The sequence below is a fragment of the Mycolicibacterium vaccae NBRC 14118 = CIP 105934 genome, from assembly GCF_001552715.1.
GTDB lineage: Bacteria > Actinomycetota > Actinomycetes > Mycobacteriales > Mycobacteriaceae > Mycobacterium > Mycobacterium vaccae.
Genome location: NZ_BCRS01000149.1, coordinates 1 through 14,483 on the forward strand (window position 1 = coordinate 1; position 14,483 = coordinate 14,483).

The 14,483-nt window shown below is 68.3% G+C and carries 10 protein-coding genes and 1 pseudogene; 6 read left to right on the forward strand and 5 right to left on the reverse strand.

Annotated features, from left to right (window positions below):
• Nucleotides 1–329, forward strand: a pseudogene (locus MVA01S_RS23270) (DNA-3-methyladenine glycosylase 2 family protein); the annotation flags it as partial.
• A 79-nt stretch (nt 330–408) separates the two neighbouring features.
• Nucleotides 409–957, forward strand: a complete 549-nt coding sequence (locus MVA01S_RS23275; protein ID WP_003931342.1) for a Dps family protein — start codon at nt 409–411, stop codon at nt 955–957.
• An 82-nt stretch (nt 958–1,039) separates the two neighbouring features.
• On the opposite strand, the gene MVA01S_RS23280 is transcribed toward MVA01S_RS23275, so the two are convergent.
• Complete coding sequence (locus tag MVA01S_RS23280; RefSeq protein ID WP_003931341.1) at nt 1,040–1,852, reverse strand: PaaI family thioesterase; 813 nt, start codon at nt 1,850–1,852, stop codon at nt 1,040–1,042.
• 632 nt (nt 1,853–2,484) lie between these two features.
• Between MVA01S_RS23280 and gltB the strand changes: the two genes are divergently transcribed.
• Together gltB and MVA01S_RS23290 are read left to right on the forward strand one after the other, a co-directional pair.
• Complete coding sequence (gene gltB, locus MVA01S_RS23285; RefSeq protein ID WP_003931340.1) at nt 2,485–7,083, forward strand: glutamate synthase large subunit; 4,599 nt, start codon at nt 2,485–2,487, stop codon at nt 7,081–7,083.
• On the forward strand, nt 7,076–8,542 hold the full coding sequence (locus MVA01S_RS23290; RefSeq protein WP_003931339.1) for a glutamate synthase subunit beta: 1,467 nt from the start codon (nt 7,076–7,078) through the stop codon (nt 8,540–8,542). Before gltB ends, MVA01S_RS23290 begins: the two co-directional genes overlap by 8 nt.
• Before the next feature lie 51 nt (nt 8,543–8,593).
• Here MVA01S_RS23290 and MVA01S_RS23295 read toward each other — a convergent pair whose 3' ends face one another.
• The gene (locus MVA01S_RS23295; protein ID WP_003931338.1) at nt 8,594–8,986 is read right to left on the reverse strand and encodes an ester cyclase; all 393 of its coding nucleotides are present in this window, start codon (nt 8,984–8,986) and stop codon (nt 8,594–8,596) included.
• 804 nt (nt 8,987–9,790) lie between these two features.
• Nucleotides 9,791–10,651 (reverse strand): LLM class F420-dependent oxidoreductase, encoded by an 861-nt coding sequence (locus tag MVA01S_RS23300; RefSeq protein WP_003931336.1) that lies wholly within the window; start codon nt 10,649–10,651, stop codon nt 9,791–9,793.
• A 52-nt stretch (nt 10,652–10,703) separates the two neighbouring features.
• Between MVA01S_RS23300 and MVA01S_RS23305 the strand changes: the two genes are divergently transcribed.
• On the forward strand, nt 10,704–11,282 hold the full coding sequence (locus MVA01S_RS23305; RefSeq protein ID WP_003931335.1) for a TIGR03086 family metal-binding protein: 579 nt from the start codon (nt 10,704–10,706) through the stop codon (nt 11,280–11,282).
• A gap of 140 nt (nt 11,283–11,422) precedes the next feature.
• The gene (locus MVA01S_RS23310; RefSeq protein WP_003931334.1) at nt 11,423–12,430 is read left to right on the forward strand and encodes a PHP domain-containing protein; all 1,008 of its coding nucleotides are present in this window, start codon (nt 11,423–11,425) and stop codon (nt 12,428–12,430) included.
• On the opposite strand, the gene MVA01S_RS23315 is transcribed toward MVA01S_RS23310, so the two are convergent.
• Nucleotides 12,427–13,242: a TIGR03620 family F420-dependent LLM class oxidoreductase gene (locus MVA01S_RS23315; protein WP_003931333.1), complete on the reverse strand. Its 816-nt coding sequence runs from the start codon at nt 13,240–13,242 to the stop codon at nt 12,427–12,429. The genes MVA01S_RS23310 and MVA01S_RS23315 overlap by 4 nt on opposite strands.
• A gap of 46 nt (nt 13,243–13,288) precedes the next feature.
• On the reverse strand, nt 13,289–14,483 hold a 1,195-nt coding region (gene dinB / locus MVA01S_RS23320), incomplete at its 5' end, for a DNA polymerase IV (protein ID WP_060941711.1).

Here is a 14,483-nt window from a genome sequence, read left to right on the forward strand (position 1 = left end):
ACGCCCTCGAACGGCTCGTGGGCCGGCCGGCCGAGGCTGCCCGGACCGCCATGATGTCGTTGCCGGGCGTCGGCGTCTGGACCGCGGCCGAGACGGCGCAGCGCGCGTTCGGAGACGCCGACGCGCTCTCGGTCGGCGACTATCACCTGGCCAAGGTGGTCGGCTGGACCCTGCTGGGGCATCCGATCGACGACCCGCAGATGGTCGAGCTGCTCGAACCACTGCGGCCGCACCGGCACCGGGTGGTGCGGTTGCTGGAGGTCAGCGGGCTGGCGTTCAAGCCGAGGTTCGGGCCACGGCTGTCGATTCCGCATCTCGCCGATCTGTGACCCCCGCGTCACCGGTGATTACCTGCCAACCCACCCGGGTACACGGGGCGGGACAGTCGATCGTGCGAAGGAGCAAGCAATGACTGCGTTCACCGTTCCCGGCCTCAGCGAGAAGCAGGGGGCCGAAGTCGCCGAGCTGCTGCAGAAGGCGCTCAGCAGGTACAACGACCTGCACCTCACACTCAAGCACGTGCACTGGAATGTGGTGGGGCCCAACTTCATCGGCGTCCACGAGATGATCGACCCGCAGGTGGAGCTGGTCCGCGGATACGCCGACGAGGCGGCCGAGCGGATCGCGGCACTGGGCACCGCCCCGTTGGGCACACCCGGGGCGATCATCAAGGACCGCACCTGGGACGACTACTCGGTCAACAGGGACACCGTGCAGGCCCACCTGGCGGCCCTCGACCTCGTCTACACCGGCGTCATCGAGGACACCCGCAAGAGCATCGAACGGGTCGGGGAGCTCGACCCGGTGTCTGAGGACATGCTGATCGGGCATGCCGCGGAACTGGAGAAGTTCCAGTGGTTCGTGCGTGCGCATCTGGAGAACTCGGGTGGGCAACTGGTCACCGAAGGCGCCAAGACCGAGAAGAGCGCCGCGTCGAAGGCCAAGAAGAACTCGTAGCGACCGCAGCTGCCGCCGGGAGCGTCCCGTCCCGCACGGACGGACGGCGCCCCGGCGGCACTGTGTGCTGCGGCGGCCGCGCTCAGCGGTAGGCGGTCAGCCGTGCCGTGATCGCGGTTCTGCCGTCGCGCCCCACCGCCCGGGCCTCGGCCACCGCGCTGCTGCGACCCGTATGGGTGGCGTCGGCCCGGTAGTGCGCGTCGCCGCCGCCGTGGAAAGGGCGCAGGAAGTTCACCCGCAACGACGCCGTCCGGAACCCGTCCTGCGCAGCGGCGCCGCCCCGGTCGTTGACGGCGGCGTTGGCGGCCAACTCCAGCCCCATCGACGACACCCCGCCGTGCACGGCGCCGACGCTGTTGTTCAGCACCGGATCGTCGTCCTGCACCAGAACTGTTGCCGCACCGCCTGATTCGCCGACGTGTACGGCCATCAACTGGTCGAGACGGGTGCCGGGCAACGTGCCTGCGGGTTGGTTCGGCCAGTCGACGAGGGAGTCTGGCGCCGTGATGTAGAACGAGCGGACGGTCGCGGTGGCGACCAACTCGGCGCCGACGCTCAGGTCACAGGTGCCCAGCGCCACCCGGCCCTTGCGGCCCAGCGGCCGGGACACCGCGACCACGTCGTGTCCGGGCGCGGCCGCGATCACCTCGATCGCCTCGGCGACGACCTCCAGGGACAGTTCGCTCGACACCGTCCACTCCCGCGAGCCCCGCCGGGCGTGGTTGATCAACCCGCCCACGTGGTCGACGAGCATCGCCAGCGGAGCGGTGGTCGGGGCGCCGGTCAGCGGGTTGACCAGGCCGGCGACCGGAATGGACGCCACGCAGCGGTCTGGGGACTCCTCGGCCGTCTGCACGCCGAAGCGACCGAGCGGGGTGTTCAGCGGATAGGGCATTTCAGCAGCTTGCCGACCACTTTCCCGCCGTGTACCCCCATGGGGTATCCGGCGAGCACGGCGGTCCTCGGCGCCGTCCGAGGCCCCGCACGAGAGACGTTGCCAGGCAGCCACTTCCGCGCGCTGTGTGTGCCGGGGCGACCGGACACCGGCGTCCGCGCCGGGTTTGCCGGCCGGAGGGCGCCCGGTCGTGGCAAAAGCAAAAGTTTCCTAAGAATCCGGAATCGATGCGTGCAAAGCCGCCAGCGCACATCGTCGCAGTACAGAAGCCTATTGATGGCGGATTCAGCAAATGACGGTCGGACCGGCGGCGGGAATGTGACCCAGCCCGCACTGCGGCGATCCGGCCTCGGCGCTCACGAAAATGGCCGCGCAGCAATGTTATTCACCTGTTACCTGTGAATCGGCTGATTTCCGCGCCGCGGGCGCCGGCGAACTTTGTTAGGTAGGGCTAAGTTGGCATGTCAGGGGCCCTTTGTCATATCGTTTTGAGCACTTGTGGCGCATGGGAAAAAGGGCCGTCGTTCAGTGCTGCACGAAGGCGCCCCCATCGCATAACCGGCTAACGCTCTCGTCCACGGTTGCCGTCCGTAACTCTCCGCCGAGAAGCGTGCTCATAGAGGTAGGTGGGAATGGCTCCCAGTCGTCAAGGGCTGTACAACCCGGCGTTCGAACACGATGCGTGTGGCGTGGCGATGGTGGCCGACATCCACGGTCGCCGCAGCCGCGACATCGTCGACAAGGCGATCACCGCGCTGCTGAACCTCGAGCACCGCGGGGCCCAGGGCGCCGAGCCCAACACCGGCGACGGCGCCGGCATCATGCTGCAGGTCCCGGACGAGTTCTTCCGCGCCGTCGTGGACTTCGAGCTTCCCGAACCTGGCCACTACGCGACGGGCATCGCGTTCCTGCCCCAGTCGTCCAAGGACGCCGCGACCGCGTGCGCCGCGGTCGAGAAGATCGCCGAGGCCGAGGGCCTGCAGGTGCTCGGGTGGCGCGACGTGCCCACCGACGACTCCTCACTGGGCGCGCTGGCCCGCGACGCGATGCCGACGTTCCGGCAGCTGTTCCTGGGCGGGGCCAGCGGGATGGACCTCGAACGCCGTGCCTTCGTGGTGCGCAAGCGGGCCGAACACGAGCTCGGCACCAAAGGGCCCGGCCAGGACGGACCGGGCAGGGAAACGGTGTACTTCCCAAGTCTTTCCGGCCAGACGTTCGTCTACAAGGGCATGCTGACCACGCCGCAGCTCAAGGCGTTCTACCTGGACCTGCAGGACGAGCGGCTGACCAGCGCGCTGGGCATCGTGCACTCGCGCTTCTCGACCAACACGTTCCCGTCATGGCCGTTGGCCCACCCGTTCCGGCGCGTCGCCCACAACGGCGAGATCAACACCGTCACGGGCAACGAGAACTGGATGCGGGCGCGCGAGGCGCTGATCCGGACCGACCTGTTCGGCGGCCAGGATCTGGACAAGGTCACCCCGATCTGCACCCCTGGCGCCTCCGACACCGCGCGCTTCGACGAGGTGCTCGAGCTGCTGCACCTGGGTGGGCGCAGCCTTCCGCACGCCGTGCTGATGATGATCCCCGAGGCCTGGGAGCGGGCCGAGTCGATGGATCCCGCCCGCAGAGCTTTCTACGAGTTCCACGACTCCCTGATGGAGCCGTGGGACGGCCCGGCCGCGGTCTGCTTCACCGACGGCACCGTGATCGGCGCCGTGCTGGACCGCAACGGCCTGCGCCCGTCGCGCATCTGGGTCACCGAGGACGGCCTGGTCGTGATGGCGTCGGAGGCCGGTGTGCTCGACCTCGACCCGTCCACCGTGGTCAAGAAGATGCGCCTGCAGCCGGGCCGGATGTTCCTCGTCGACACCGCGCAGGGCCGCATCGTCGAAGACGAGGAGATCAAGGCCGACCTCGCCGCCGAGCACCCGTACCAGGAATGGCTCGACGCGGGCCTGTTCCAGCTCGACGAGTTGCCGCAGGGCGACTACGTCCGGATGCCGCACCACCGCGTGGTGCTGCGTCAGCAGATCTTCGGCTACACCTACGAGGAACTCAACCTGCTGGTCGCGCCGATGGCGCGCACCGGAGCCGAGGCGCTGGGCTCGATGGGCACCGACACTCCGATCGCGGTGCTGTCGAAGCGGCCGCGGATGCTCTACGACTACTTCCAGCAGCTGTTCGCCCAGGTCACCAACCCGCCCCTGGACGCCATCCGTGAAGAGGTGGTCACCAGCCTGCAGGGTGCGATGGGTCCCGAGGGCGACCTGCTCAACCCCGGCCCGGAGTCGTGCCGCCAGATCGTGCTGCCGCAGCCGATCCTGCGCAACGCCGAGCTGTCCAAACTGATCTGTGTCGATCCCGACCACGAGATCCGCGGCCACAAGCACGGCATGCGCGCCGCGGTCATCCGCTGCCTGTACCCGGTCAACCGCGGTGGGCAGGGCCTCAAGGAAGCCCTCGACAATGTGCGGGCCAAGGTGTCGGCCGCGATCCGCGACGGGGCGCGGATCATCGTGCTGTCCGACCGCGAGTCCAACGAACAGCTGGCGCCGATCCCGTCGCTGCTGTCGGTCTCGGCCGTGCACCACCACCTGGTCCGCGAACGCACCCGCACCCAGGTCGGGCTCGTCGTCGAGGCCGGCGACGCCCGCGAGGTGCACCACATGGCCGCGCTGTGCGGCTTCGGCGCCGCCGCGATCAACCCCTACATGGCCTTCGAGTCGATCGAGGACATGGTCGACCGCGGCGTCATCACCGGCATCAGCAGCGACCAGGCGAAGGCCAACTACGTCAAGGCCGCGGGCAAGGGCGTGCTGAAGGTGATGTCCAAGATGGGCATCTCGACGCTGGCGTCCTACACCGGCGCGCAGCTGTTCCAGGCCATCGGAATCAGCCAGAAGGTGCTCGACGACTACTTCACCGGACTGTCCTGTCCGGTCGGCGGCATCGACCTCGACGACATCGCCGACGACGTCGCCGCCCGGCATGCCTTGGCATACCTGGACCGGCCCGACGAATGGGCCCACCGCGAGCTCGAGGTCGGCGGTGAGTACCAGTGGCGCCGCGAAGGGGAGTACCACCTCTTCAACCCCGACACCGTGTTCAAGCTGCAGCACTCGACCCGCACCGGGCAGTACTCGATCTTCAAGGAGTACACCAAGCTCGTCGACGACCAGAGCGAACGGATGGCGTCGCTGCGCGGACTGCTCAAGTTCCGCGCGGGCGAGCGGCCACCGGTGCCGCTGGAGGAGGTCGAATCGGCCGCCGAGATCGTCAAACGCTTCTCCACCGGCGCGATGAGCTACGGCTCGATCTCCGCCGAGGCCCATGAGACCCTCGCCATCGCGATGAACCGCCTTGGCGGGCGGTCGAACTCGGGTGAGGGCGGCGAGTCCGTCGACCGCTTCGACCGTGACGAGAACGGCGACTGGCGGCGCAGCGCGATCAAGCAGGTGGCGTCGGGACGGTTCGGCGTGACCAGCCACTACCTGTCCAACTGCACCGACATCCAGATCAAGATGGCCCAGGGCGCCAAGCCCGGTGAAGGCGGGCAGCTGCCCGGGCACAAGGTCTACCCGTGGGTGGCCGACGTGCGGCACTCGACGCCGGGGGTCGGCCTGATCTCGCCGCCGCCGCACCACGACATCTACTCGATCGAGGATCTCGCGCAGCTGATCCACGACCTGAAGAACGCCAACCCGCAGGCGCGGGTGCACGTGAAGCTGGTGTCGGAGAACGGCGTCGGCACGGTCGCGGCCGGTGTCTCCAAAGCCCACGCCGACGTGGTGCTGATCTCCGGCCACGACGGCGGCACCGGGGCTACCCCGCTGACGTCGATGAAGCACGCGGGCGCACCCTGGGAGCTCGGCCTGGCCGAGACTCAGCAGACGTTGCTGCTCAACGGACTTCGTGACCGCATCGTCGTGCAGGTCGACGGCCAGCTCAAGACCGGCCGCGACGTCGTGGTCGCGGCGCTGCTGGGCGCCGAAGAGTTCGGCTTCGCGACGGCGCCGCTGGTGGTGGCCGGCTGCATCATGATGCGGGTCTGCCACCTCGACACCTGCCCGGTGGGCGTGGCCACGCAGAACCCGCTGCTGCGCCAGCGCTTCAACGGCAAACCCGAGTTCGTCGAGAACTTCTTCCTCTTCATCGCCGAGGAAGTGCGGGAGTTGATGGCCCAGTTGGGTTTCCGCACCGTCAACGAGATGGTGGGTCAGGTCGGCGCACTGGACACCACGCAGGCCGCCAAGCACTGGAAGGCCCACAAGCTGGACCTGTCGCCCGTGCTGCATGAGCCGGAGTCGGCGTTCATGAACCAGGACCTGTACTGCAGCTCGCGGCAGGACCACGGCTTGGACAAGGCGCTCGACCAGCAGCTGATCGTGCAGTGCCGCGAGGCACTGGACCGCGGCACGCCGGTCAGGTTCGCCACGACGATCGCCAACGTCAACCGCACCGTCGGCACCATGCTCGGCCACGAGGTCACCAAGGCCTATGGCGGACAAGGGCTTCCGGACGGGACCATCGACATCACCTTCGAGGGTTCGGCGGGCAACAGCTTCGGCGCCTTCGTGCCCAAGGGCATCACGCTGCGGGTCTACGGTGACGCCAACGACTACGTCGGCAAGGGGCTGTCCGGCGGCCGGATCGTGGTGCGGCCGTCCGACGGCGCGCCCGCGGATTATCCGGCCGAGGACAACATCATCGCCGGCAACGTGGTGCTGTTCGGCGCCACCAGTGGCCAGTTGTTCCTGCGCGGCCAGGTGGGCGAGCGCTTCGCGGTCCGCAACTCGGGCGCCCATGCGGTGGTCGAGGGTGTCGGTGACCACGGTTGCGAATACATGACCGGTGGCCGGGTGGTCATCCTCGGTCCCACGGGCCGCAACTTCGCGGCCGGTATGTCGGGCGGTATCGCCTACGTCTACGACCCGCGAGGCGTGCTGGAGGACAATCTCAACGCCGAGATGGTCGCACTCGAGGACATGGGCGGTGTGGAGTCCGAGGACTCCACCTTCGTCCGCGACATGGTCCAGGCGCACGTGGATGCCACCGATTCGGCGGTGGGACAGCGGATCCTGGCCGATTGGCACAACGAGTTGGGCAAGTTCAGGAAGGTCATGCCGCGCGATTACAAGCGCGTGCTGCAGGCCATCGCGGACGCGGAAGAGGCTGGAGCGGACATGGACGGTATTGCCGAGGCGATCATGGCGGCCGCAAATGGCTGACCCGCGCGGATTCCTGAAGTTCACCCACCGCGAGACGCCGAAGCGCCGCCCGGTCGACCTGCGCCTGAAGGACTGGGACGAGGTCTACGAGGAGTTCTCCCAGGACACCCTCAAAGAGCAGGCCAGCCGCTGCATGGACTGCGGTATCCCGTTCTGCCACAACGGATGCCCGCTGGGCAACCTGATCCCGGAGTGGAACGACCTGGTGCGCACCAACCGGTGGCGCGATGCGATCGAGCGGCTGCACGCCACCAACAACTTCCCGGAGTTCACCGGAAGGCTGTGTCCGGCGCCGTGTGAGGGTTCGTGTGTGCTCGGCATCAACCAGGATCCGGTCACCATCAAGCAGGTCGAGGTCGAGATCATCGACAACGCCTTCCGCGAGGGATGGGTGGTCCCGTTGCCGCCCACCAAACTGACCGGCAAGACCGTCGCCGTCGTCGGCTCGGGTCCCGCGGGACTGGCTGCAGCCCAACAGCTCACGCGCGCCGGCCACAAGGTCACGGTGTTCGAGCGCGACGACCGCATCGGTGGTCTGCTGCGCTACGGCATCCCCGAGTTCAAGATGGAGAAGCGGCACATCGACCGGCGCCTGGACCAGATGCGCGCCGAGGGCACCGAGTTCCGCACCGGGGTGAACGTCGGCGTGGACATCACTGCGGCACAACTGCGCTCGGAGTTCGACGCGGTGGTGCTGGCCGGCGGTGCGACCGCGCGTCGTGACCTGCCGATCCCGGGACGCGAACTCGACGGCATCCATCAGGCGATGGAGTACCTGCCGTGGGCCAACCGGGTTCAGCTGGGCGATCCGGTCATCGACGCCGAGGGCCAGCCGCCGATCACGGCCAAGGGCAAGAAGGTCATCATCATCGGCGGCGGCGACACCGGGGCCGACTGCCTCGGTACCTCGCACCGGCAGGGCGCGGTGAGCGTGCACCAGTTCGAGATCATGCCGCGGCCGCCGGAGACGCGTGCGGATTCCACCCCGTGGCCGACCTATCCGCTGATGTACCGGGTCACGTCGGCGCACGAGGAGGGCGGCGAGCGCGTCTACTCGGTCAACACCGAGGAGTTCCTCGGCGAGAACGGCCGGGTGACGGGCCTGCGCGGCCACGAGGTCGTGATGAAGGACGGCAAGTTCGAGAAGGTCGACGGCAGCGACTTCGAGATGGAAGCCGACCTGGTGCTGCTGGCGATGGGTTTCACCGGACCGGAGCGCGAAGGTCTGCTGACCGACCTCCAGGTGGAGATGAGCGACCGCGGCAATGTCGGCCGCGACGACGCCTTCGCCACCTCGGTCCCCGGGGTGTACGTGGCCGGTGACATGGGGCGCGGCCAGTCGCTGATCGTGTGGGCGATCGCCGAGGGACGCGCAGCCGCCGCCGCGGTGGACCGCTATCTGATGGGCAACACCGCGCTGCCGGCGCCGATCAAGCCCACCGCGGTGCCGCAGCGATGAGCGCTTGCGCGAAGAGCCGATAGCACCGATGAGCGCTTGGCCGCGAATACCTCAGGCGGCCAGCTGACGCTGCAGTTCGTCCACGTCGTGCACGTTCGACATGTGTACGAACCGCCCGTCCCGAACTTCGTAGAGGGCGTACTCGGTGATCTCGAAGGAGCTGCCGGTCGGCGCGACGCCCAGCCACTCCTTCACCGGGGTGCCGGTATTGATCAGCCGCGCGGCCAGGCGGTTGCCCGTGATGAGCAATTCGGTCACCTGCCAGTGGAAGTCGGGCACGGCATCGATGATGGCCTCGAGGGACGCGACGACGGCGTCGCGGGTGCCAGGCTCGCCGTAGTGTGCGGTCTGATCATTGATGAACTCGTTCATGCGGTCGAATTCCCGGGCGTTGGCGGCCTCGACATAACGCCGGTAGAAGTCGCGCAGGTCGGTGTCGGACATGGTGGCCTTCCGTGTCGGGGATCGGGAGGTGCCGCGAAGTCAACCTCGCGGGGGTGGTGATCTGGGAAAGGTGGGATTACCCGGTGGGGCCAGGTGGACAGTGCCTGGCGGCCACTGCCTGCAACTTCTCGCGCTGAAGCCGGCCTTGGCCTGAGCTCCCATCAGCGTGGTCGCCGCGCATTTCCGTAATGGTCATTACTGAACGTTATCAGCCTCGGGAGCGGGGTCTGCGATGCCAAGATCGCCCAGATGTACGAGGTGACCAACGAGATCCAGCGGGTGGTGATTCGCGCTCGCTGCTGCGCTGACCCGGGTACCCGCCCTTGGGCGGTAGCTCTGTGCCGGCGAAGCCGGTAAACGTCATGGAATCGTTATCCGCACATTGCGATGCAGATTCGGTGATGGAGACGTCTCAGAACGGTCAAATATCGCCACTTAGGTCACTTCAGTCACACCAGAAACATCCGATCTTTGATCGGCGTGCCTCCGGCAGTTTGCCGGCGGTCAGGTATCTAATGACTCGGTAAGGGGGCTGGGGTAACGTGGCTTCCCGGTTCAGCTATTGCACACCGCAGGAGTAATCGCCATGTACCAAAACCCGATTACCCGGACCCGGGTGGGTCGAATCGCCTGGACATTGTTCCGACACCCTGTCAAGAGTCGCGAGTTCCCCGCCAAGGCGGAGCGCCTCATCACCGCCGACGAGCTCTCGCGCTACGGCGTGTAGCGAACCCCGCGAGCCGGCAGGGCTGGGCGCGTGGCGCCGCCTTGGTTGTTTGCTTGATCGTGATCGTTCCGTGACCGTCAGACGGTTTTGCTGTCGCGGAGACCTGACGTCCTGATCCGGTCGGCCAGCGGCTCCAGCACCGCGGCGTCATAGGGCGGCGGCAGATAGATGATCGCGAGGTCCAGGCCCTCGGCGCCGAGCGCAGCGACCTCGTCGAGCACCTTGCCGTAATCGTGGTCGGCGCCGAGCCGCACGTGTGCCGATAGCGAGATCTCGGCCGGGTCGCGGCCGATGTCGGCGCAGTGCGATGCCAGTACGTCGCGCTTGCGGGCGAACTCCTCCGGCGGGCCGCCGACGAAATTCCAGTGGTCGGCGTACTTCGCGGTGATCCGCAGGGTCCGCTTCTCCCCGCTGCCCCCGATGCAGATCGGCGGATGGGGCTGCTGCGGGCCCTTCGGCTCGTTACGTGCGTCCTTGAGTTGGTAGAACTTCCCGTCGAAGGTGGTGGACTCCTTCGAGAGCAGGCTCTGCAGCACCTGGCAGGCCTCCTCGAAGCGGTCGAAGCGGTCCTTGATCGAGCCGAGCTCGATGCCGTACGCGCCGGACTCCTCCTCGTTCCAGCCGGCGCCGATGCCGAGCTCCAGGCGACCGCCGGACACGATGTCGAGGGCGGCGGCCATGTTGGCAAGCACCGCGGGGTGGCGATAGTGGATACCGGTGACCAGGACCCCGACCCGCAACCGGGTGGTCGCCTGGGCGAGGGCGGTCAGCGTGATCCAGCCTTCCAGACACGGCCCGGTCGAGTCCGAGAAGATCGGATAGAAGTGGTCGAACGTCCAGCCGGACTCGAAGACATCGATGTCGTCCGCAGCCTTCCAGACCGTCAGCATGTCCGACCAGGTGGTGTTCTGCGGGGACGTCTTGAACGCGAATCTCACCCGTCCGACTGTAGGCCGATGAGTTCGGTGCCGCCCGACAGTCGGTACGGACATGATCGATATGACCGAGGCGTGTGGCCGCACCGCCGATCTTCTGAGTCAGGTGCGCGACGGCCAGTTGCGGGCCGCAACTCCGTGCCGCGACATGGATCTGGGTGCGCTGATCGCCCACATCGGGGGTCTGGCGCCGGCCTTCGGCGCCGCAGCGCGTAAGGACTTCGGACCGCTGACCGACACCCCGCCCCAGCTCGGCGACGGCCCGGAGGCCGACTGGCGGGAGGTGTACCCGTCCCGGCTCTCCGCACTGGCCGCCGCCTGGCGGGACCCGGCGGCCTGGCAGGGGATGTCACGGGCGGGCGGTGTCGACTTCCCGGCCGAGGTCGGCGGCATGATCGCGTTGTGCGAAGTGGTGGTGCACGGCTGGGACGTCGCCAGATCGGCGGGGCTCGCCTACGACGTCGGCGACCGGGAACTCGAAGCTCTGCTGCCGCACGTGTCGTCGTACGCCGAGGAGGCGCCGATCGAGGGTCTGTTCGCCGCACCGGTGCCGGTTGCCGAGGACGTGCCGGCGCTGGATCGGGTGATCGCGCTGACCGGTCGCGACCCCGGCTGGGGTGGTTGGGTCCGGTAGCCACGAGCGATGCAATTCCGTTCCGTCGTCGGGCAATTGGACGAGAGCCGCGGCGGTACGGACGACGGTGCCGTAGGACTGGGAGCGTTTCGGGGGTCCGGGCATGAATTTTCTGTGCTCGGTCGGGGCACACTGGACGGATGGACCCGGTCGCCGCGCTACGCCAGATCGCGTATTACAAGGACCGCGCGCGGGATGACCCGCGCCGGGTGATGGCCTACCGCAACGCCGCTGACGTCGTCGAAGCGCTCACCGACGCCCAGCGCGAGAAGCATGGTGCGGCCAACAGCTGGCAGTCGCTGCCCAAGGTGGGCCCCAAGACCGCGAAGGTCATCGCCCAGGCGTGGGCCGGTCGCGAACCCGACGTGCTGGTGGAACTGCGGGAGGCCGCACAGGACCTCGGCGGCGGCGACATCCGCGCCGCGCTGCGCGGGGATCTGCACGTGCATTCGAACTGGTCGGACGGATCCGCGCCGATCGAGGAGATGATGCTGGCCGCCCGCGACCTCGGCCACGAGTACTGTGCGCTCACCGACCACTCGCCGCGGCTGCGGGTGGCCAATGGTCTGTCCCCCGAGCGCCTGCGCGAACAGCTCGACGTCATCGACGAGATCCGCGAAATAGTCGCTCCCATGCGGATTCTCACCGGTATCGAGGTCGACATCCTCGAAGACGGTGCGCTGGATCAGGAACCCGAGCTGCTGGAGCGCCTCGACGTCGTCGTGGCCAGCGTCCACTCCAAGCTCGCCATGGACGCCGCCGCGATGACCCGACGCATGATCAAGGCCGTCACCAACCCCCACACCGACGTGCTCGGCCACTGCACCGGTCGGTTGGTCACCGGTGGTCGCGGAGTGCGGCCGGAGTCGAAGTTCGACGCCGAAGCGGTGTTCACCGCGTGCCGGGAGGCCGGCACCGCCGTCGAGATCAACTCGCGGCCGGAACGGCGGGACCCGCCCACCCGGCTGCTCACGCTGGCAATGGACGTCGGCTGCGTGTTCTCCATCGACACCGACTCGCACGCGCCGGGACAGTTGGAGTTCCTCGGCTACGGCGCTCAGCGCGCACTCGACGTCGGCCTGGAGGCCGAACGCATCGTCAACACCTGGCCCGTCGACGATCTGCTGGCCTGGACCCGCTCCGGCTAGCCGAACTCGGCTGCGAGCATGCGCGCCGCCGCCTGCCCGGTCGGTTGACCGTCGCCGCCGAGCACGGTCAGCCATACGTGATCGGCTCCCGCGGCGCGGAGCCGGTTCGCGTGGTCGAGGGCTTGCCGGGGGCTGCCCCAGGCGATCAGTGAGTCGACCAGGTGAGCGCTGACATCGGTGATGTCGGCGTGCGAAAAGCCCTGCCGCGCGAGCGATTTTCGGTACCCCGGCAGCGTGGTCAGGAACTCCAGGGGTCGGCGGGCGGTAGCCCGCGCGGTTTCCGGGTTCTCGTCCAGCACCACGTACAGGCCTACCGCCAGGGCCCGGTCCGGGCCGATGCTCGCACGGGCGTGGCCAGTCTGGTCGGCGGTGAACAGCATCGGCATCGCTCCCGCAAACCGACGTCGTGCCATCGCCAGCGCATGAGGCCCGAACGCGGCCAACAACCTTCGGCCTTGCGGCACGCAGTGCAGCGCATCGACATACCTGCCCAGCGATGCCAGTGCGTCCGGTCGGTGTGAGGAGCCCAGGCCGATCATCAACCGACCGGGTACGTCGGTCTCCGCGCGCTCGAACAATCGTGCCACTTCGGCGGGGCCGTACCTGTCGGGCGGGATGATCGCCGATCCGACGGAGACGGTGTTGGTCGCGGTCAGCAGGTCGGTCAGCCGGTCCAGGCGGTCCAGCTGGCCGCCGTTGATCCACAGCGTGCCGAACCCGAGGCCCTCCACGGTCAACGCCGTGTGCACGTGGCTGCCGTCATCCCGCACGTCGATGGCGAAGCCGAACTGCCCCAGACGATTCGATGCCATGCCAGGACCGTAGAACCTGAACCGAAGTTCAGGTCAAGGTGTTGTTTCAGTCGGGCAGCATCGGCATCTCCATGCCCGGGTCGCGACCCACGAGCACGCCTCGGGTCAAGGCGGCGTTGCCGTAGCGTCCGCGCACCTTGTCGATGGCGAGGTCGATGGTCAGCGAATCAGCCGGCTCGACAGCCGAACCGAACGGCAACTCCAACTGCTGCGCCCCGTCCCGGTCGATGTTGCCCACCGCGAACCCGACGAGTGTGAGCCCGCGCTCGGCGATCAACGGGCGTGCGCCGTCCACCAACAGCCGTGCGGCGCCCAGGATCGCGTCCGTCGACGCCGTGGCCGTCGGCATGGTGTGCGACCGGGTGGCCCGCCCGAAGTCGGCGAACCGCAACCGCAACACCACCGTGCGTCCGGACCGGCCCGCCTTACGCATCCGGCGGGTGATGCGGTCGACCAGATTCACCACCACCGCGTCGACCTCGGCCGCCGACATCGCGCTGCCCGCCCGGCCCAGCGCGCGCTGCGCGCCGACCGATCGTCTCCGCTGCCCGGTCACCACACGGCGACGGTCGATGTTGTGCGACAACGCGAACAACTGGCGTCCCATCGCGCCGCCCACCAGCGACCCCAGGGTGGCCTCGCTCAGCTCGGCGACATCGGCGACCGACTCGATGCCGTGCGCGCGCAGCTTGTCGGCGGTCTTGGCGCCGACGCCCCACAGCCGCCGTACCGGCAGAGGATGCAGGAACGCCAGCTCGCGGTCGGGCGGCACCAACAGCAGCCCGTCGGGCTTGGCCTCCTGGCTGGCCACCTTGGCCAGGAACTTGGTGCGCGCGATCCCGACGGTGATCGGCAACCCGACCTCGTCGCGCACCCGCTCGCGCAGCCGGGCCCCGATCTGCACCGGGGTGCCCGAGACCCGGCGCAGCCCGGACACGTCGAGGAAGGCCTCGTCGATGGAGAGCGGCTCGACGACCGGCGAGGTGTCGCGGAACACCGTGAACACGGCGTCGCTGGCCTGGGAGTACGCCGCCATCCGGGGTGGCACCACGATCGCGTGCGGACACAGCGCCAATGCCTGCCGGCCACCCATCGCGGTGCGCACGCCGTAGGCCTTCGCCTCGTAGCTGGCGGCCAACACGACACCGCCGCCGACCAGCACCGGCCGCCCGCGCAGGGACGGATCGTCCCGCTGCTCGACCGAGGCGTAGAACGAGTCGAGATCAGCGTGCAGGATGGCC